This window comes from Niveibacterium terrae (genome assembly GCF_048213115.1).
GTDB classification, from domain to species: Bacteria; Pseudomonadota; Gammaproteobacteria; order Burkholderiales; family Rhodocyclaceae; genus Niveibacterium; species Niveibacterium terrae.
In genome coordinates this window covers 2,237,255-2,256,019 of record NZ_CP172404.1, presented here as the reverse complement: position 1 = coordinate 2,256,019, position 18,765 = coordinate 2,237,255, and the positions used below count along the sequence as shown (strand labels likewise).

Here is an 18,765-nt window from a genome sequence, read left to right as displayed (position 1 = left end):
GACCTCGGCGCGTGCGCGTGCACGCCTTTTCTCTCGCCAGATCCGGCTCATCGCAGGTGCCCGGGAGCGCGGGGTGGGGATGGCGGGGGATTAGGCTGTGCTAAGATCCGCCCATCGGGGCGTAGTGATTGCCGGAATGGGGCTGTTTTTGCCCTATTTCTGGAAATTGCGCTTGCCCTTCCGTCGTGTCCAAGGAATAGACTGAATGCAGACCAACGAAGTGACGCTTGGCGCGCTCGAGCGCCGCATCGATATGTCCGTCGCCCTTTCCGACATCGAAAGTGATGTCGGTCAGCGCCTCAAGAAGCTCGCCCGCACCGTCAAGATGCCCGGATTCCGTGCCGGCAAGGTGCCGCTGAAGATCGTTGAACAGAACTACGGTTATCAGCTGCGCAGCGAAGCGATCGGCTCGGCTGTCGAGAAGGCTTTTGGTGAAAAGGTGCGCGAGCAGAACCTGCGCGTAGCAGGGCAACCCCGGATCGAAGCCAAGGAAGCTTCCGCCGAAGGGGTTCTGGAGTTCTCGGCTGTCTTCGAGGTCTACCCCGAGATCGCTCTGGCTGACGTGTCCGCCAAGACTCTGGAACGTCCGCAACTCGAAGTCGGTGAAGCGGAAGTCGATCGCACGATCGAAATCCTGCGCAAGCAGCGCGTCAGCTACGAAGCGGCGGATAAGGTCGCTGCGAAGGATGACCGCGTGACGATCGATTTCGTCGGTACCCGCGATGGCGAAGCTTTCGCCGGCGGCAGCGCGACCGATTTCGCTCTGGTGCTCGGCGCCGGAACCCTGCTGCCCGAGTTCGAAACCCAGCTCGACGGCGCGAAGGTCGGTGACGCGAAGACTTTCGATCTGACTTTCCCCGAGAACTACCAGGCCAAGGATCTGGCTGGCCAGACGGTTCAGTTCGCGATTACGGTCAAGAAGATCGAAGCCGCGAAGCTGCCCGAAGTCGATGCCGACTTTGCTCGTGCTCTGGGTGTTGCCGATGGCGATGTCGCAAAGATGCGCGAAGAGGTGAAGTCCAACCTCGAGCGTGAAGTGCGCCGCCGCGTTCAGGCTGCGGTCAAGGAACAGGCGATGAATCTGCTGCTTGAAGCGAACCCGATCGAAGTGCCCAAGGCGCTGGTTGAGATGGAAAGCGCTCAGCTCGCCGAGAACGCTCGCCGTGATTTCGCGTCGCGTGGCATGGATGTCAAGAAGCTGCCGGTTGAGCCCTCCTGGTTCGCCGACCAGGCCGTGCGCCGCGTCAAGCTGGGCCTCGTGCTTTCCGAGATCGTCAAGAAGAACGAGCTGCATGCCAAGCCCGAGCAGGTCCGTGCGATGGTCGACGACAATGCGCAGAGCTTCGAGGATCCGGCCGAAGTCGTGAAGTGGTACTACGCTCAGCCTGAGCGCCTCGCTCAGGTCGAAGCGATGGTGATCGAAGACAACGTGGTGAGCTGGATTCTGAACACCGTTCAGGTCAGCGACAAGCCGGTCGCTTTTGACTCTTTCATGGGTCATACCGCCAACTGATGGCAGGGCATGATGAACAGTAATCGAACCAATGCTTCGTGGCAGTCGAACTGGGAACCGCAAGGGCTCGGTCTGGTGCCTATGGTCGTGGAGCAGAGCGGTCGGGGAGAACGCGCCTACGACATCTACTCTCGCTTGCTCAAGGAACGCATCGTGTTCCTTGTGGGGCCGGTCAACGATGCGACGGCTAATCTTGTCGTCGCGCAGTTGCTGTTCCTCGAAGCGGACAATCCGGACAAGGATATCTATTTCTATATCAATTCTCCGGGAGGATCGGTTACGGCAGGCATGGCGATCTACGACACCATGCAGTTCGTCAAGCCCGATGTCAGCACGCTGTGTGTGGGCCAGGCCGCCAGCATGGGGGCCTTCCTGCTCTCGGCTGGCGCGCGCGGCAAGCGCGTCGCGCTGCCCAATTCGCGGGTGATGATCCACCAGCCTCTGGGCGGTTTCCAGGGGCAGGCGACGGACATCGAAATCCACGCCCGCGAGATCCTGAAGCTGCGCGCGAGTCTCAATGAGATCCTCGCCCGCAACACCGGTCAGAGCGTCGAGCAGATCGAGCGCGACACCGACCGGGACAATTTCATGTCGGCGGATGAGGCGGTCGCGTACGGCCTCGTCGACCGAGTGCTCACCAGCCGTAGTCCGGCCGACGAGCAAGGCAAAAAGTGACAGTGGTTTTTGGCAGAGAGGCTACCGAACGATGAGCGAGAAAAAGAACGGTGGAGAAAAGCTCTTGTATTGCTCGTTCTGTGGCAAGAGTCAGCACGAGGTCAAGAAGCTGATCGCAGGTCCGTCGGTCTTCATCTGCGACGAGTGCATCGAGCTGTGCAATGACATCATCCGCGATGAAGTGGGCGGAGAGACGGCGGTGCGCGCCGAACGCGGCGAGCTGCCGACTCCGAAGGAGATCGGCGCCATCCTTGACCAGTATGTGATCGGCCAGGATCCGGCCAAGCGCATCCTGTCGGTTGCCGTCTACAACCACTACAAGCGCCTGCGTCATCAGAGCTCGCGCACCGACGAAGTCGAGATCGCAAAGAGCAACATCCTGCTGATCGGGCCGACCGGCTCGGGCAAGACCCTGCTCGCCCAGACTCTGGCTCGTCTGCTGAACGTGCCTTTCGTGATGGCCGATGCGACGACTTTGACCGAAGCCGGCTATGTCGGTGAGGACGTCGAGAACATCATCCAGAAGCTGCTGCAGAAGTGCGACTACGATGTCGACAAGGCCCAGCAGGGCATCGTCTACATCGACGAGATCGACAAGATCTCGCGCAAGTCGGACAACCCTTCGATCACCCGCGACGTGTCGGGCGAAGGTGTCCAGCAGGCGCTGCTGAAGCTGATCGAAGGCACGGTCGCCGCGGTGCCGCCCCAGGGCGGGCGCAAGCACCCGAATCAGGACTTCGTCCAGGTCGATACGACCAACATCCTGTTCATCTGCGGCGGTGCATTTGACGGCCTCGAAAAAGTCATCCGCAACCGTTCCGAGCAGATCGGCATCGGTTTCGGCGCCGACGTGCGCAGCCGCGATGCCCGCAACGTCAGCGAGGCGCTGCGCGGTGTCGAACCCGAGGATCTGATCAAGTACGGTCTGATCCCCGAGTTCATTGGCCGCCTGCCGGTCGTTGCGACGTTGCAGGAACTCGATGAGGCGGCGCTGATCCAGATCCTGGTCGAACCGAAGAACGCTCTGGTCAAGCAGTACCAGAAGCTCTTCACGATGGAAGGGGTTGAGCTCGAAGTGCGTCCGACCGCGATGCAGGCGATTGCGCGCAAGGCGCTCAAGCGCAAGACCGGTGCGCGCGGCCTGCGCTCCATTCTCGAAGCGACGCTGCTCGATACGATGTACGAGCTGCCCGGTATGGAGAATGTTGCGAAGGTGGTCATCGACGAAGCGACGATAGACGGCAGTGGCAAACCTCTGCTGATCTATGCGGAGCAACCCAAGGTATCGGGCTCGAACTGACGAGCGCTCCGGCGTCGGAATCCGGCCCGAACCAGGCCTGCTTGAAATCCGTGCCGGGGATCCCATATCCCCGGTAGCCTGGATAAAAGGAAACCCACATGGCAAGCCTGCCTGATCTGTCCCCTGAAGTTCTCGAACTCCCGCTGCTGCCGCTGCGGGATGTCGTTGTTTTCCCGCACATGGTGATCCCGCTCTTCGTTGGGCGCCCGAAATCCATCAAGGCGCTGGAAGCGGCGATGGAATCCTCGAAGAGCATCCTGCTGGTCGCGCAGAAGTCCGCCGCCAAGGATGAACCGACGGCCGAGGATCTCTATCCGGTTGGCTGTATCGCCAACATCCTGCAGATGCTCAAGCTGCCCGACGGCACGGTCAAGGTGTTGGTCGAAGGCGCCCAGCGCGCTTCGATCGTCCGCGTCGAAGATCAGCTCACGCTATTCGTGGCCGAGGTCAGCGCCATCGTTTCGAGCGATGGTGAAAACCACGAGATCGAAGCGATGAGGCGGGCGATTCTGGCCCAGTTCGACCAGTACGTAAAACTGAACAAGAAGATTCCGCCCGAGATCCTGACCTCGCTGGCCGGGATCGATGAGCCGGGCCGGTTGGCCGACACGATTGCGGCCCACCTTCCGCTCAAGCTCGAACAGAAACAGGCGATCCTCGAGTTGTCGGGCGTCGTGCCGAGGCTTGAGCGTCTGCTCGCCCAGCTCGAAACCGAACTCGATATCCTGCAGGTCGAAAAGCGCATCCGTGGGCGCGTCAAGCGCCAGATGGAGAAGAGCCAGCGCGAGTACTACCTGAACGAGCAGGTCAAGGCGATCCAGAAGGAACTGGGTGAAGGCGAGGAGGGCGCCGATCTCGACGATCTCGACAAGAAGATCGCCGCGGCCGGCATGAGCAAGGAAGCGACTGCCAAAGCCCAGTCTGAACTGAAGAAGCTCAAGCTGATGTCGCCGATGTCCGCCGAAGCGACGGTTGTGCGCAACTTCATCGATACGCTGCTGGGCCTTCCCTGGAAGAAGAAGTCGCGGATCAGCAAGGATCTGACCGCGGCCCAGGAGATCCTGGACAAGGATCACCATGGCCTCGAGAAGGTCAAGGAGCGCATCCTCGAGTATCTGGCCGTTCAGCAGCGGGTCGAAAAGCTCAAAGCTCCTATTCTGTGCCTGGTCGGACCTCCCGGAGTCGGCAAGACTTCGCTAGGGCAGTCGATCGCGCGGGCGACGAACCGCAAGTTCGTCCGGATGAGTCTGGGCGGCGTGCGCGACGAGGCGGAGATTCGCGGCCATCGGCGCACCTACATCGGTTCGATGCCGGGAAAGATCCTGCAGAACATGAACAAGGTTGCCGTGCGCAACCCGCTCTTCCTGCTCGACGAAGTGGACAAGATGGGCGCCGATTTCCGCGGTGACCCCAGTTCGGCCCTGCTCGAAGTGCTCGATCCTGAGCAGAACGGTACTTTCGTTGACCATTACGTCGAAGTCGAGTACGACCTCTCCGACGTGATGTTCGTCGCGACCGCGAACAGCCTGAACATCCCGGCGCCTTTGCTCGACCGGATGGAGATCATCCGCCTGTCCGGTTACACGGAAGACGAGAAGGTCAGCATCGCGACGCGCTATCTGGTGCCCAAGCAGATGAAGGTCAATGGCCTGAAGCCCCAGGAGCTGTCGGTCACTGAGGACGCGCTGCGCGACATCATTCGCTATTACACGCGAGAAGCCGGCGTGCGCAGCCTGGAGCGCGACATCTCGAAAATCTGCCGCAAGGTGGTCAAGAGCCTCGTGATCCAGAAGGGCTCAGCCAAGGTTGTCGTCGATGCTGCGAACCTCGACAAATACCTCGGGGTGCGCCGCTTCAGCTTCGGGGTCGCCGAGAAGGAGAACCAGATCGGTCAGGTGACCGGGCTGGCCTGGACCGAGGTCGGTGGCGAGCTGCTGACGATCGAATCGGTTGCTCTGCCCGGCAAGGGCAAGGTGCTGACGACCGGCAAACTCGGCGAAGTGATGCAGGAATCGATCCAGGCGGCGCTGTCTGTTGTCAGGAAGCGCGCTCGCTCGCTGGGCATCAGTGATGACTTCTACCAGAAGAGCGATATCCACATCCACCTTCCCGAAGGTGCGACGCCCAAGGACGGTCCTTCGGCGGGTATCGCGATCGCGACGGCGCTGGTGTCGGTGTTGACCGGAATTCCGGTTCGCTCCGATGTCGCGATGACCGGCGAGATCACGCTCAGAGGCGAAGTTCTGCCGATCGGTGGCCTCAAGGAGAAGCTGCTCGCCGCGGTGCGCGGCGGAATCAAGACCGCGCTGATTCCGCACGAGAATCTCAAGGATCTGCAGGAGATGCCGCCCGATCTGACCCAGAAGATCGAAGTGATCCCGGTCCAGTGGTTCGACAAGGTGCTCGAACTCGCGCTCGAACGCGTTCCGACGCCTCTGCCCGACGTCGAGTCCGCGCCGGCTGTGCCGCCTCCCGCCCCTGAAGCGGCCGACTTGGCCGAGCTGAAGCACTGATCGATCGATGTAGACCAGAAAAAACCCGCCTCGGCGGGTTTTTTTATCTCTGACTGCATTGTCGCGAATCACCTCGCGAGGCGTGTGGGCAGTTCTTGGGTCGGCCACCGATTGATGAAATCAGTGCATAAGCGCATGCGTGGGAGAGCTCTTAATCCATTTTCTCCCCCTCGCTACTATCTGTGCTTTCGAATGACCGCTGGGCGCAAGGGGAATCCGGATCTCCTGCCGAGGGTTCAGCCTTCGGTTTGCTTCTGCGCGAAGAAGCGTCAGGCGGTGACGACTTCAACAAGTACTCAGGAGAATTCACAATGTCACTACGCACATGGTTCATCACCGGGGTCAGCAGCGGGTTTGGCCGCCAGCTTGCCGATCAACTTCTCGTGCGCGGCGAGCGTGTCGTCGGAACCGTTCGCGATCTGAGCAAGGTCAGCGATCTGATCGAACGATTTCCCGAGGCCTTCCACGCCGAGTTGCTCGACGTGACCGACGTCGCCGCGATCCGTGAAGTCGTCGAGCGCTCATTCGCGAAGCTCGGGCGCATCGATGTGATCATCAGCAATGCCGGTTATGGCCTTTTCGGCGCGGCGGAGGAGCTTTCCGATGCGCAGGTCGATCAGATGGTCGCGACCAATCTGCTCGGATCGATCCAGCTCATCCGCGCCGTGCTGCCGCATCTTCGCGCCCAGCGCGGTGGGCGCATCATCCAGATCTCGTCCTACGGCGGGCAGGTCGCCTTTGCCGGGAACTCGTTGTACCACGCGACGAAGTGGGGCATAGAAGGCTTCACCGAGTCGGTTGCCCAGGAGGTTTCCTCCTTCGGGATCGGCGTGACGATCGTCGAGCCCGGAGGTGCGCGCACCGAGTTTCGCTACGGCAGTGCGCAAGTAGCGGAGCTCACGCCCGTCTACGACGGCACTCCGGCACACAGTTTTCTGAAGATGCTCGACCCCAAAAACGGGCTTGCTGTCGGAGATCCTGCACGTATGGCGGCGCGCATCATCGAGAGCGTCGATGTGGAGCCTGCGCCGCTGCGCATCGTGCTCGGCTCACAGGCGCTGGAGAGCACGATTTCGACATTGCGCAAGCGGATTGCAGGCTTCGAGGCGCAGAGCGCGCTCGCCGCTTCCACGGATTTCCCTCCCGGGGAGTGAGTCCAGAGCGGTGAAGCGCTTCCCGGAAGGCCCGCTTCGAGCGGGCTTTTCTGAGCCCGCTGTCAGCGGATGTGGCCGGATGAGAGTGGCGGCGATATAGAAAAAGGGCGCCGAAGCGCCCTTTTCGTGAGATCGTGAAGACGATCAGTTCGAGCCGCGCTGAGCGCGCTTGCGATCGATTTCCTTCAGATAGCGCTTCCTGAGGCGGATCGACTGCGGCGTCACTTCGACGATCTCGTCGTCGGCGATGAATTCGATCGCCGACTCGAGCGTCAGCTGGATCGGCGGAACCAGGCGAACCGCTTCGTCGGTGCCTGAGGCGCGGACGTTGGTCAGCTGCTTGCCCTTGATCGGATTCACGACGATGTCGTTGTCACGCGAGTGGACGCCGATGATCATGCCTTCGTACAGCGCGTCGCCGGGGCTCACGAACATACGGCCGCGATCCTGGAGGTTCCACAGCGCGTAGGCGACCGCTTCGCCGTCGTTCTGCGAGATCAGCACGCCGTTGCGGCGTTCGGCCATCGATGCGGCGACAGGGCCGTAGTCGTCGAAGACGTGGCTGACAATGCCGGTGCCACGGGTCAGGGTCAGGAATTCGCCCTGGAAGCCGATCAGGCCGCGTGCCGGGATCCGGTATTCGAGGCGGGTGCGACCCTTGCCGTCCGGCTGCATGTCCTGGAGCTCGCCACGGCGGCGGCCCAGCTCTTCCATGACCGAACCCTGGTGACCTTCCTCGACGTCGACGGTCAGCATTTCATAAGGTTCGCTTCTGACGCCGTTGATGTCCTTGTATACGACACGAGGGCGACCGACGCCCAGCTCGTAGCCTTCGCGGCGCATGTTCTCGACCAGAATGGTCAGGTGCAGCTCGCCGCGGCCCGACACTTCGAAGACGTCGGAGTCGGACGTGAAGTTCACGCGCAGCGCGACGTTCTTCAGCAGTTCCTTCTCGAGGCGTTCGCGGATCTGGCGGCTCGTCACGAACTTGCCTTCGCGACCGGCCAGCGGCGAAGTGTTGACCATGAAGTTCATCGTCAACGTCGGTTCGTCGACGGCGATCGGGGTCATGCCTTCGGGGGCGCTGGGGTCACAGATCGTGACGCCGATATTGACCTGATCGATGCCGGAGACCAGCACGATGTCGCCGGCTTCGGCTTCTTCGACCTGGCTGCGTTCCAGACCGCTGAAGGTCAGGATCTGGCCGATCTTGGCCTTACCGCGGTTCTCCTCACCGTACATCACGGTGACTTCCTGGTTCTGGCGGATGCGACCGTGACGGACGCGGCCGATACCGAGCTGGCCGACGTAGGTCGAGTAGTCGAGCGAGCAGATCTGCAGCTGCAGAGGTGCATCAGGGTCGACGTCGGGTTGCGGAACGTGCTTGAGGATCGCTTCGTACAACGGCTTCATGTCGGTGCCGGGTTCGCTGGCATCGAGCATTGCATAGCCGTTCAGCGCCGAGGCATAGACGACCGGGAAGTCGAGCTGCTCTTCGGTGGCGCCGAGCTTGTCGAACAGATCGAAAGTGTGGTTGATGACCCAGTCCGGACGAGCGCCCGGGCGGTCGACCTTGTTGATCACGACGATGGGCTTCAGACCCAGCGCCAGCGCCTTGCGCGTGACGAAGCGGGTTTGCGGCATCGGGCCTTCAACCGCATCGACCAGCAGCAGAACGCCGTCGACCATCGACAGCACGCGCTCGACTTCACCGCCGAAGTCGGCGTGTCCCGGGGTGTCGATGATGTTGATGTGGGTGTCACCGTATTCGACCGCGCAGTTCTTGGCGAGAATCGTGATACCGCGTTCTTTTTCGATGTCGTTCGAGTCCATGACCCGCTCAGCCACTTGCTGGTTCTCGCGGAAGGTTCCCGATTGACGCAGCAGTTGGTCGACCAGCGTGGTCTTGCCGTGGTCGACGTGGGCGATGATGGCGATGTTGCGGATGGAGCGGCTCATGGGGGTGGTGCCTAGCTTCTTTGAAAAAAGATTTCAAGTCTATCATATGCACCGCGAAGCGGTGGCTTCGTTTACGTCAATGCTATGATCACCGGTTTAGCTGCCAACGCAGATCGAGCGGAGAAAAAATGCTTGGGATCATCGGAGGAAGCGGGCTGACTCAGCTCTCCAATCTCAATATCGAGCGCCGGGAAGTGATGCGTACGCCTTACGGGGAACCTTCCGGGGTGTTGCTTTTTGGCAGTCTGTGTTCGACCCGGGTCGTGTTTCTCGCACGGCACGGTTACGGCCATACGATTCCCCCGCACCGGGTCAACTACCGAGCGAACCTCTGGGCGCTCAAACAGGCCGGAGCGAAGGAGATCGTTTCGGTCGCCTCGGTCGGCGGCATTCGCCAGGATCTGGGGCCGGGGACTCTGGTCGTTCCCGACCAGATCATCGATTACACCTGGGGGCGCCGTAACACTTTCTTCGATGCGACGGACCAGCCTGTCGTTCAGGTCGACTTCACCGATCCCTATGACGCGGCCTTGCGCGCACGCATCCTTGCCAGCGCCTGGGCGGCCGGTGAGGCCATCGAGGATGGCGGCGTCTATGCGGCAACCCAAGGGCCACGGCTGGAGACGGCCGCCGAGATCGAACGCCTCGCCCGCGATGGCGCCGACATGGTGGGCATGACAGGCATGCCCGAAGCGGTGCTCGCGCGCGAACTCGGGCTGCCCTATGCGGCGCTCTCGGTCGTGTCGAACTGGGCGGCCGGGCGGGCCGACAGCTCCCATGCGATCCGCTTTGCGGACATCGAGGAAACCCTGGTCGGCGCGATGGCCAGGGTTCGGCGTATCCTTGAACATATTTGCGCGTGAGTGAGCGATGATCCGCGAAATCGTCAGAATGGGAGATCCGCGCCTGTGGCAGCGTGCCCGGCCGGTGACCGGCTTCGGCAGCGCCGAACTGCAGAACCTGATCGCCGATATGCTGGAGACGATGCGCCATTACAAGGGGGTCGGCATCGCCGCGCCCCAGATCGGTGTCGATCTCCAGGTCGTGCTCTTCGGGGTCGAACACAGTGACCGCTATCCCGATGCCGAGAGCGTGCCGCTGACCGCGTTGTGTAACCCCGAGATCGAGTTTCTCGACCAGGAGCTCGAAGAGGGCTGGGAGGGCTGTCTGTCCGTTCCCGGTCTGCGCGGAGTCGTGCCGCGCTATCGCAAGCTGCGCTATCGGGGGCAGGGTGCCTCGGGTGAGCCCATCGAGCGGGTTGCGACCGGCTTTCATGCACGGGTCGTCCAGCATGAATGCGATCACCTGTGGGGAATGCTCTATCCGATGCGGATGCACGACTTCACCCGCTTTGGCTATACGGATATCCTCTTCCCCGAAGTCGCCGCGCGCGAGAGGGACTGACAGGGACGCTCAGATCTGCAGGGCCTCCTGAAGCGCGCCTTCGAGCTTGACGATGGCGGAGGTGGCGCTGAGGCAGGGGCCGCTGACGAGGAAGGTATCTTCGGCCCGCTCGCCCAGCGTCGAGATCTTCGCGGTGTGCAGATCGACGCCGTGTTCGCTGAGGATGTCGGCCACGGCGAAGAGCAGGCCGGGGCGGTCAGCCGCGGCGATGCTCAGGATGAAATACTGTCCTTTCTCATCAGGCCGGATGCTCACTTCCGGGATGATCGGGAAGTGCTTGAGCTGCCTCGACAGCCTGCCCGATGCGGGGCGCGCGGGAGGCGCGTCGGTCTGCAGGCGCTCGGTCAGCTCGTGTTCGATCAGCGGGATGATGTCGCGATAGTTCTCGTCGCCCGACGGGTCGAACAGGATGAAGCTGTCCAGTGCGTAGCCGTGGCGGGTCGTGTGAATTTTCGCGTCGAGGATCGAGAGTCCCATCCGGCCGAAGAAGCCGCACAGGCGCAGGAAAAGCCGGGCGGTGTCGCGCGCATAGACCATGACCTGGAGGCCTCGCTCGATCGGGCTGGGTCTGGCCTTGATGACTGCTGTCTCTGGCGACGGGCGGTAGTAGAGCATCCGGGCGTGCCAGACGATCTCGTCGATGTCGTGGCGCAGAAAGTAGACGGTATCGAGTTCCTCCCAGAGCGCGGTTTCGACGCCTTCGATCAGACCGAAATAGCGTAGCCGCGAGCAGGCGTCGGTTTTGCGTTCGGTGATGCCCTTGACCTGTTCGGGAAGGTCGCCGCGCAGAACCCTGCTCGTGATCAGGTAAAGGTCTTCGATCAGCTTTGCTTTCCAGCCGTTCCAGACTTTCGGGCTGGTGCCGCGGATGTCGCAGTGGGTCAGCAGGTACAGTGCGACCAGGTGGCGTTCGTCGCCGACGAGCTGTGCGAACTTGCGGATCACGTCGGGGTCGGACAAGTCGCTCTTCTGGGCGACCTGCGACATCGTCAGGTGGTGCTCAACCAGCCAGACAATCAGCGCGCTGTCCTCGCTCGACAAGCCATGGTCGCGGCAGAAGTCAGCGGCGTCCTTCATTCCGAGTTTGGAGTGGTCGCCACCCCGCCCTTTGGCGATGTCGTGGAACAGCGCGGCAATGTAGAGCAGCCAGGGGCGCTCGAAGCCGTTCATCAGCTGTGCGCACAGCGGGTATTCGTGGGCGTGCTCGTCCATTGCGAAGCGGCGCATGTTGCGCATCACCTGCATGATGTGCTGATCGACCGTATAGACGTGGAAGAGGTCGTGCTGCATCTGGCCGACAATGTGGCCGAAGGCGGGCAGGTAGCGGCCGAGGATTCCGTACTGGTTCAGGCGACGGAATTCATGCGTGATGCCGTGAGCAGGCTTGAACAGCTCGATGAACAGCCGGCGATTCTCCGGGTTCTGACGAAAGCTCTGATCGATCAGGCTGCGGGCCGACCACAGCGCGCGCAGCGTGCGCACCGACATGCCGGAGAGCTCCGGGTTCTGCTCCATCAGCAAAAAAGCTTCGAAGATCGCGGTCGGTGTTGTTGAGAAAAGCGCGTCGTTGGCGATGTCGAGCAAGCCCTGGCACTTGCTGAAGCGCTCGTTGATCGGTGTCGGTGCCGGGTTTCCGCCCGGCAGGATGCGGCTGGCCAGGCTTTGCAGAAGCAGGATGTTGAACTGAGTGACCTTTTTCGCGTTCAGGTAGTAGCGCTGCATCAGTACTTCGGAGGCGCGGCGCGAGTCGGTTGCGCTGATGCCCATCTCCTGGGCGAGCGCTTCCTGAAAGTCGAAGAGCAGTCGGTCTTCGCGTCGTTTCGCGAGATAGTGCAGCGAGATCCTGATCTTCTGCAAAAAGCGCTCGATCTTGTGGATCTCCAGGCTTTCGCCCGAGCTGAGCAGGCCGTGCTGGACGAATGCGTCCCAGTTGTCGCCGTGGCCCGCGGCGAGTGCGATCCAGACGATATTCTGCAGGTCGCGTAGTCCGCCTGGACTCTCCTTGCAGTTCGGCTCCAGCGAGTAGGGGGTGTCGTTGAAGCGGTTGTAGCGCTGTTCCTGCTCGGCGCGTTTGGCGATGAAGAAGGTTTTGACGTCGAAGCCGCTGCGGCTAGCGGCGATCAGCTCGCGGGAGAGTTCCGCGTTGCCGCACAGGTGACGCGCTTCAAGAAGATTGGTGCGGACGGTGACGTCCTTGCCCGCTTCCTCCTTGCATTCGGCGAGTGTGCGCACGCTGTGCCCGGTCTCCAGGCCGATGTCCCAGAAGAGCCTGACCAGCTCTTCGATCGTATGCGATGTTTCGCGGCAGGCTTGCTCTTCGAGCAGGATCAGCAGGTCGACATCCGAGTGCGGATAGAGCTGTCCGCGGCCGTAGCCGCCAACGGCCAGCAAGCTGGCGCTTGGCGGCAGGGGGAAGGAGTGCCAGAGCTCGATCAGAACTTCATCGACCAGCTGGGCGAGGCCGGCGAGCATTCTCTCTGGCTTGGGCTGCCGGATCCAGGCCTGCTGGAGGTGAAGCCGCCCCTCAGTGAGCCGGGTGCGCAGCGCGTCGAGAAGGGGTTTGTGGTTCTGGTCGGGATCTTGGGAAATCATTGTTCGATGAACTCAGGCGGCGAGGTCGGGACGCGCGGGCGCGCCTGCGGACAGGGTCAGCACTTCAAAGCCGGACTCGGTGACGACCAGCATGTGCTCCCATTGGGCCGACAGACTTCGATCCTTGGTGACGATGGTCCAGCCGTCGGGAAGTTCGGAGATGTGCCGCTTGCCTGCATTGATCATCGGCTCGATCGTGAAAATCATGCCGGGTTCGAGTTCGACTCCGCTGCCTGCCTGGCCGTAGTGAAGAACCTGCGGATCCTCGTGGAAGTCCCTGCCGATGCCATGACCGCAGAATTCGTGGACGACCGAGAAGCCTGCGGCTTCCGCGTGTTTCTGGATCGCAGCGCCGATGTCCCCGAGGTGCGCTCCGGGGCGGACCTGCTGGATGCCCAGCCACATGCACTCATAAGTGACCCGGCACAGACGTTTGGCGAGGATGGATGCTTCGCCGACGATGAACATCCGGCTCGTGTCGCCGTGAAAACCGTCCTTGATCACCGTGATGTCGATGTTCAGGATGTCTCCGCGCTTGAGCACCTTGTTGCCGGGGATGCCGTGGCAGATCTGGTGGTTGATCGACGTGCAGATCGACTTCGGGTAGGGCGTATAGCCGGGGGGGGCGTAGTTGAGCGGGGCCGGAACCGTTCCCTGGACATTGACCATATAGTCGTGGCACAGGCGGTCGAGCTCTTCGGTCGTGACGCCTGCCTTGACGTGCGGGGTGATAAAGTCGAGGACTTCGGCGGCCAGGCGGCCGGCAATGCGCATCTGCGCGATCTCTTCCGGGGTCTTGATGGTGATGCTCATCGCTGAATCCTTTGCAAAACGCAAGGTTAACGTCATCGGGCCTGCGTTCGCAAACGGGTGACCGCGCTACGCTGCGGCATCGGACTTGAATAAATGCCCTCTGGCTTGCTATCATGGCGAGCTTGACTGCGCCCGATTGGCGGGTGCGGCAAAATCCGCACGTCCCCGTACAAGGGTCCCGCTTCGGTGGGCTGGCTGTGATCTCTGACACGGCCGCGGGGGCGGAGGCTAACCCTTTGCACGGAGAAGTAAAATGGCTGTGACTATGCGTCAAATGCTGGAAGCCGGTGTCCACTTCGGTCACCAAACCCGCTTCTGGAACCCCAAGATGGCTCCTTTCATCTTCGGTCACCGCAACAAGATTCACATCATCAACCTCGAAACGACGCTGACCAAGTATCAGGAAGCGCTCGCTTTCGTGCGCAAGCTGGCTGCCAATCGCGGCACCGTGCTGTTCGTCGGCACCAAGCGTCAGGCTCGCGAGATCGTTGCCGAAGAAGCGCAACGCGCCGGAATGCCGTTTGTTGATGAACGCTGGCTCGGCGGCATGCTGACCAACTTCAAGACCGTCAAGCAGTCGATTAAGCGCCTGAAGGATATGGAGCAGATGATCGAAGACGGCTCGGTCGAAAAGCTTTCCAAGAAGGAAGCTCTGCTCGCCACCCGCGAACTCGAAAAGCTGAACAAGTCCATCGGCGGTATCAAGGATATGGGCGGCCTGCCCGATGCGCTGTTCGTCATCGACGTCGGTTACCACAAGATCGCGATCACCGAAGCCAAGAAGCTGGGCATTCCGGTTGTCGCCGTGGTCGATACCAACCACTCGCCGGAAGGTGTTGATTACATCATCCCGGGTAACGATGACTCCAGCGGCGCGATCCGCCTGTACGCCCGTGGCATGGCTGACGCCGTGCTGGAAGGCCGCAATCAGGTGCTGGGCGAAATCGTCGCTGCCGGTCAGGACGAATTCGTCGAAGTTCAGGAAGGCACGGAAGAAAAGGCCTGAGGGCCTTTTTCCCCGGAACCCGAAACACAGAACAGGAGTGAGCATGGCGGAAATTACCGCGAGCATGGTCAAGGAGCTGCGTGAAAAAACCGACGCTCCGATGATGGAATGCAAAAGGGCGCTGACGGAAGCTGCCGGCGATATGGCCAAGGCGGAAGAAATTCTGCGCGTCAAGCTGGGTAACAAGGCCACCAAGGCCGCGACCCGCATCGCCGCTGAAGGTGTTGTCGTGACGGCGATCTCCGCCGACGGCAAGACCGCGGCTATCCTCGAGATCAACAGCGAGACCGACTTCGTCGCGAAGAACGACGACTTCCTGAAGCTCGCAGCTGACAGCGCGCAGCTGATCGTCGACAAGGCTCCGGCCGACGTCGCCGCTCTGTCCGCGCTGCCGCTGGGCGATGGCACTGTTGAATCGGTTCGCGCCGGCCTGGTGGGCAAGATCGGCGAAAACATGTCGCTTCGCCGCTTCGTTCGCGTCGCCGCTGAAGGCCATGTTTCCAGCTACATCCACGGCGGCTCCAAGATCGGCGTGCTCGTCGATCTGGTCGGTGGGGATGAAGCGCTCGGTCGCGACATCGCGATGCACATCGCCGCTTCCAAGCCCAAGGCTCTGGATTCGTCGAACGTTCCCGCTGAGCTGATCGAAACCGAACGTCGCGTTGCGATCGAAAAGGCCCGCGAAGCCGGTAAGCCGGAAGCGATGATCGAAAAGATCGCCGAAGGTACGGTGCAGAAGTTCCTGAAGGAAGTGACGCTGCTCGGTCAAGTCTTCGTCAAGGCTGAAGATGGCAAGCAGACGATCGAAGCGCTGCTGAAGTCCCGTGGTGCCAAGGTTGCCAGCTTCACGCTGTATGTCGTCGGTGAAGGCATTGAAAAGAAGACCGCCGACTTCGCCGCTGAAGTGGCCGCCCAGGCCGCAGCCGCCCAACGCTAACGGAGAACCCCATGGCCAAACCTGCCTACCGCCGCATCCTGCTCAAACTCTCGGGCGAAGCCCTGATGGGCGATGACGCCTTCGGAATCAACCGCGAGGTGGTTTCGAGAATTGTCGGGGAAGTGGCGGAGGTGGTTGGGCTGGGGGTCGAAGTCGGTGTCGTGATCGGTGGTGGCAACATCTTCCGCGGGATGGCGGGTGCCGCCTCGGGGATGGACAGGGCTACCGCCGATTACATGGGCATGATCGCGACCGTGATGAACGCGATGGCTCTGGCCGATGCGATGAAACACGCCGGGCTCTCCGCTCGCGTGCAGTCGGGTCTGAGCATGGAGGCTATCGTCGAGCCGTATATTCGCGGCAAGGCGATCCGCCACCTCGAAGATGGCAAGGTCGTGATTTTCGCGGCCGGAACCGGGAATCCCTTCTTTACGACCGATACCGCGGCTGCGCTGCGTGGCGCCGAGATCGGTGCGGACATCGTGCTGAAGGCGACCAAGGTGGATGGGATCTACACGGCCGATCCGAAGAAGGATCCGACGGCGACCCGCTACGCTGAGCTCTCCTTTGATGAGGCGATCCAGCGGAACCTGCAGGTCCTGGATGCGACGGCGTTTGCGCTGTGCCGCGACCAGAAACTCCCGATCAAGGTTTTCAGCATCTTCTCGCCTGGGGCGCTCAAGCGCGTCGTGATGGGCGAGGATGAAGGCACACTGGTGCATATCTGAGAGGACTGCCGAAATGATCGCCGAACTGAAGAAGAATACCGAACAGAAAATGCTGAAGTCGCTCGAATCTCTGAAGAGCGATCTCGGTAAAGTGCGCACCGGACGTGCGCACACGGGCATCCTGGATCACATCCAGGTCGAGTATTACGGTTCTCCCGTGCCGCTGAGCCAGATCGCGAACGTGTCTTTGATCGATGCGCGCACGATCAGCGTTCAACCCTGGGAAAAATCCATGCTAGCCAAGGTCGAAAAGGCGATCCGCGATGCGGACTTGGGCCTGAATCCCTCGGCGATGGGTGAGCTCGTGCGCGTGCCAATGCCCGCGCTGACTGAAGAGCGCCGCAAGGAATTGATCAAGCTCGTTCGTTCTGAAGCTGAAAATTCGCGGATCGCCGTGCGCAATCTGCGTCGCGATGCGAACAACCAGCTCAAGGAAGCGGTCAAGTCCAAGGAGATCTCCGAGGACGAAGAACGTCGCGCCCAGGACGACATCCAGAAGCTGACCGACCGCAACATCGCCGAAGTCGACAAGATTCTGGCGCAAAAAGAACAGGATCTGATGCAGATCTGATTCCGGACCACCAAGGTTCGAACAGATGCCGATCAGCCGTTTTTTCAGCTCCACGCGCGACATTCCCGAGGTGGGCGATGTGCCCCGGCACGTCGCGATCATCATGGACGGCAATGGGCGTTGGGCAAAACGACGCCTGATGCCCCGGGTTGCGGGCCACAAGCGTGGCCTGGAGACCGTGCGTCGTATCGTGCGCTGCTGTCTCGATCGGGGGGTTGGCCATCTGACGCTTTTCGCGTTCAGCTCCGAGAACTGGCGCCGCCCCCAGGAAGAAGTCAGCTTCCTGATGCAGCTCTTCCTGAAGGCACTCGAGGAAGAGATCGTCAAACTCCATCAGAACAAGGTTCGCTTTCGGGTGGTTGGCGATCTTTCGCGCTTCGATGCGCGGATACGCGAGCTGATCGTCCGCTCCGAAGCGCTGACCTCGGGAAATGACGCGTTGACCCTGACGATCGCCGCCAACTACGGCGGTCGATGGGACATCCTGAACGCGTGCAATCGGGCCGCCAAGGCGCATCCTGAACGCGTGGGTGAGCTGAGCGAGGAAGACGTTGCGCCTTTCCTCGCTCTGGCTGACGCACCCGAACCTGATCTGTTTATCCGCACCGGAGGAGAGCAGAGGATCAGCAACTTCCTGCTCTGGCAGCTCGCCTATGCGGAACTGTATTTCACCGATCTGTTGTGGCCGGAGTTCAGCGCCAAGGCTTTCGATGAGGCGCTCGCTTCCTACCGGACGCGAGAGCGCCGCTTCGGGCGAACCAGCGAACAGCTTCAGAAAGCCACCGAAGGGGAATAGATGCTCTGGCAACGAACGCTGACTGCGCTGCTGATGCTCGCAGTGTTGGGGGCTGCGCTGTTTGCGCTGCCGCTTACCGGATGGTGGCTGTTCTGTGCGGCGCTCGCTTCGCTCGCCGCGTGGGAGTGGGCCGGGCTGCTGCGTCTGCCCCAGGCTTCGCGCCTGTCCTATGCATCGGGTGCTGCGGTTGCGGCCTTCTCCTGTTGCTTCATCTCCAGCCCTCTCGTCGACGGAGTCCTGTTCGGACTCTCGGGAGTCTTCTGGATCATGGTCGTTCCGAGCTGGCTGCGCGATCGCTGGAAGCTCGGGCAGGGTTTGCTGGGACTCGCTCTGGGGCTGCTGGTGATCATCCCCGCCGCGCTCGCCGTGGCCAGACTGCGTCAGCACTCGCCGTGGTTCCTGCTCTCGGTGATGGCGATCGCCTGGGTCGCCGACATCTGCGCCTATTTCGGTGGTCGCTCTTTCGGGCGCCACAAGCTTGCCCCGACGATCTCCCCCGGGAAGAGCTGGGAGGGCGTCTGGACCGGCGTGTTGGGCGTTCTCCTCTACGCATCTCTCGTCTTTGCGCTGGCGCTGCCCCAGATCCCGGCCCGGCTCTCCTGGCCTCTGTCGCTGGTTCTGGTGCTGGCATTGACCGCGCTGAGCGTCGTAGGCGATCTGTTCGAGTCGATGCTCAAACGCCAGGCGGGCATCAAGGACAGCAGCAATCTCTTGCCCGGTCACGGCGGAGTGCTCGACCGGATAGACAGTTTGACCTCGACCTTGCCGCTCGTCGCGCTATGGGCCCAGGTCTGGATGGTTTGA

General features: G+C 61.6%; 16 protein-coding genes. 13 read left to right on the top strand and 3 right to left on the bottom strand.

What is annotated here, in order from left to right:
• Positions 1-205 precede the first annotated feature (205 nt).
• The 5 genes from tig to ACHFB9_RS10390 all read left to right on the top strand — a co-directional run bounded on the left by tig (position 206) and on the right by ACHFB9_RS10390 (position 7,155).
• On the top strand, positions 206-1,513 hold the full coding sequence (tig, locus tag ACHFB9_RS10410) for a trigger factor (RefSeq protein WP_417066967.1): 1,308 nt from the start codon (positions 206-208) through the stop codon (positions 1,511-1,513).
• A gap of 12 nt (positions 1,514-1,525) precedes the next feature.
• Positions 1,526-2,188 carry an ATP-dependent Clp endopeptidase proteolytic subunit ClpP gene (clpP, locus tag ACHFB9_RS10405; protein ID WP_417066966.1) on the top strand — a complete coding sequence of 221 codons (663 nt, stop codon included), beginning with the start codon at positions 1,526-1,528 and terminating at the stop codon, positions 2,186-2,188.
• A gap of 31 nt (positions 2,189-2,219) precedes the next feature.
• Positions 2,220-3,488, top strand: coding sequence for an ATP-dependent Clp protease ATP-binding subunit ClpX (gene clpX / locus ACHFB9_RS10400; protein WP_417066964.1), 1,269 nt, complete (start codon positions 2,220-2,222; stop codon positions 3,486-3,488).
• Positions 3,489-3,586: 98 nt separating this feature from the next.
• Positions 3,587-6,001 (top strand): endopeptidase La, encoded by a 2,415-nt coding sequence (gene lon / locus ACHFB9_RS10395; protein WP_417066963.1) that lies wholly within the window; start codon positions 3,587-3,589, stop codon positions 5,999-6,001.
• Positions 6,002-6,312: 311 nt separating this feature from the next.
• On the top strand, positions 6,313-7,155 hold the full coding sequence (locus tag ACHFB9_RS10390) for an SDR family oxidoreductase (protein ID WP_417066961.1): 843 nt from the start codon (positions 6,313-6,315) through the stop codon (positions 7,153-7,155).
• Positions 7,156-7,299: 144 nt separating this feature from the next.
• On the opposite strand, the gene typA is transcribed toward ACHFB9_RS10390, so the two are convergent.
• On the bottom strand, positions 7,300-9,114 hold the full coding sequence (gene typA / locus ACHFB9_RS10385; RefSeq protein ID WP_417066960.1) for a translational GTPase TypA: 1,815 nt from the start codon (positions 9,112-9,114) through the stop codon (positions 7,300-7,302).
• 128 nt (positions 9,115-9,242) lie between these two features.
• Between typA and ACHFB9_RS10380 the strand changes: the two genes are divergently transcribed.
• Positions 9,243-9,977, top strand: a complete 735-nt coding sequence (locus ACHFB9_RS10380) for an S-methyl-5'-thioinosine phosphorylase (protein WP_417066959.1) — start codon at positions 9,243-9,245, stop codon at positions 9,975-9,977.
• A 7-nt stretch (positions 9,978-9,984) separates the two neighbouring features.
• The gene (def, locus tag ACHFB9_RS10375; RefSeq protein ID WP_417066958.1) at positions 9,985-10,518 is read left to right on the top strand and encodes a peptide deformylase; all 534 of its coding nucleotides are present in this window, start codon (positions 9,985-9,987) and stop codon (positions 10,516-10,518) included.
• 9 nt (positions 10,519-10,527) lie between these two features.
• On the opposite strand, the gene ACHFB9_RS10370 is transcribed toward def, so the two are convergent.
• The gene (locus tag ACHFB9_RS10370) at positions 10,528-13,110 is read right to left on the bottom strand and encodes a [protein-PII] uridylyltransferase (RefSeq protein ID WP_417066957.1); all 2,583 of its coding nucleotides are present in this window, start codon (positions 13,108-13,110) and stop codon (positions 10,528-10,530) included.
• 12 nt (positions 13,111-13,122) lie between these two features.
• Positions 13,123-13,923 carry a type I methionyl aminopeptidase gene (map, locus tag ACHFB9_RS10365; RefSeq protein WP_417066955.1) on the bottom strand — a complete coding sequence of 267 codons (801 nt, stop codon included), beginning with the start codon at positions 13,921-13,923 and terminating at the stop codon, positions 13,123-13,125.
• A gap of 253 nt (positions 13,924-14,176) precedes the next feature.
• Between map and rpsB the strand changes: the two genes are divergently transcribed.
• The 6 genes from rpsB to ACHFB9_RS10335 are packed head-to-tail and all read left to right on the top strand — an operon-like array spanning position 14,177 to position 18,765.
• Positions 14,177-14,929 (top strand): 30S ribosomal protein S2, encoded by a 753-nt coding sequence (gene rpsB / locus ACHFB9_RS10360; RefSeq protein WP_417066953.1) that lies wholly within the window; start codon positions 14,177-14,179, stop codon positions 14,927-14,929.
• A gap of 43 nt (positions 14,930-14,972) precedes the next feature.
• The gene (tsf, locus tag ACHFB9_RS10355; RefSeq protein WP_417066951.1) at positions 14,973-15,866 is read left to right on the top strand and encodes a translation elongation factor Ts; all 894 of its coding nucleotides are present in this window, start codon (positions 14,973-14,975) and stop codon (positions 15,864-15,866) included.
• Positions 15,867-15,877: 11 nt separating this feature from the next.
• The gene (pyrH, locus tag ACHFB9_RS10350) at positions 15,878-16,594 is read left to right on the top strand and encodes a UMP kinase (protein WP_417066949.1); all 717 of its coding nucleotides are present in this window, start codon (positions 15,878-15,880) and stop codon (positions 16,592-16,594) included.
• Between the two features lie 13 nt (positions 16,595-16,607).
• Entirely contained in the window at positions 16,608-17,165 is a 558-nt protein-coding gene (frr, locus tag ACHFB9_RS10345) for a ribosome recycling factor (protein ID WP_417066947.1), read from the top strand.
• Positions 17,166-17,190: 25 nt separating this feature from the next.
• Entirely contained in the window at positions 17,191-17,961 is a 771-nt protein-coding gene (uppS, locus tag ACHFB9_RS10340; protein ID WP_417066945.1) for a polyprenyl diphosphate synthase, read from the top strand.
• Entirely contained in the window at positions 17,962-18,765 is an 804-nt protein-coding gene (locus ACHFB9_RS10335; protein ID WP_417066943.1) for a phosphatidate cytidylyltransferase, read from the top strand.

Coding starts and splice junctions, on each gene's coding strand:
- frr (WP_417066947.1), top strand. CDS start 16,608: ATGATCGCCGAACTGAAGAAGAATACCGAACAGAAAATGCTGAAGTCG.
- map (WP_417066955.1), bottom strand. CDS start 13,923: ATGAGCATCACCATCAAGACCCCGGAAGAGATCGCGCAGATGCGCATT.
- clpP (WP_417066966.1), top strand. CDS start 1,526: ATGAACAGTAATCGAACCAATGCTTCGTGGCAGTCGAACTGGGAACCG.
- ACHFB9_RS10335 (WP_417066943.1), top strand. CDS start 17,962: ATGCTCTGGCAACGAACGCTGACTGCGCTGCTGATGCTCGCAGTGTTG.
- clpX (WP_417066964.1), top strand. CDS start 2,220: ATGAGCGAGAAAAAGAACGGTGGAGAAAAGCTCTTGTATTGCTCGTTC.
- pyrH (WP_417066949.1), top strand. CDS start 15,878: ATGGCCAAACCTGCCTACCGCCGCATCCTGCTCAAACTCTCGGGCGAA.
- tig (WP_417066967.1), top strand. CDS start 206: ATGCAGACCAACGAAGTGACGCTTGGCGCGCTCGAGCGCCGCATCGAT.
- tsf (WP_417066951.1), top strand. CDS start 14,973: ATGGCGGAAATTACCGCGAGCATGGTCAAGGAGCTGCGTGAAAAAACC.
- ACHFB9_RS10370 (WP_417066957.1), bottom strand. CDS start 13,110: ATGATTTCCCAAGATCCCGACCAGAACCACAAACCCCTTCTCGACGCG.
- rpsB (WP_417066953.1), top strand. CDS start 14,177: ATGGCTGTGACTATGCGTCAAATGCTGGAAGCCGGTGTCCACTTCGGT.
- uppS (WP_417066945.1), top strand. CDS start 17,191: ATGCCGATCAGCCGTTTTTTCAGCTCCACGCGCGACATTCCCGAGGTG.
- lon (WP_417066963.1), top strand. CDS start 3,587: ATGGCAAGCCTGCCTGATCTGTCCCCTGAAGTTCTCGAACTCCCGCTG.
- def (WP_417066958.1), top strand. CDS start 9,985: ATGATCCGCGAAATCGTCAGAATGGGAGATCCGCGCCTGTGGCAGCGT.
- ACHFB9_RS10390 (WP_417066961.1), top strand. CDS start 6,313: ATGTCACTACGCACATGGTTCATCACCGGGGTCAGCAGCGGGTTTGGC.
- typA (WP_417066960.1), bottom strand. CDS start 9,114: ATGAGCCGCTCCATCCGCAACATCGCCATCATCGCCCACGTCGACCAC.
- ACHFB9_RS10380 (WP_417066959.1), top strand. CDS start 9,243: ATGCTTGGGATCATCGGAGGAAGCGGGCTGACTCAGCTCTCCAATCTC.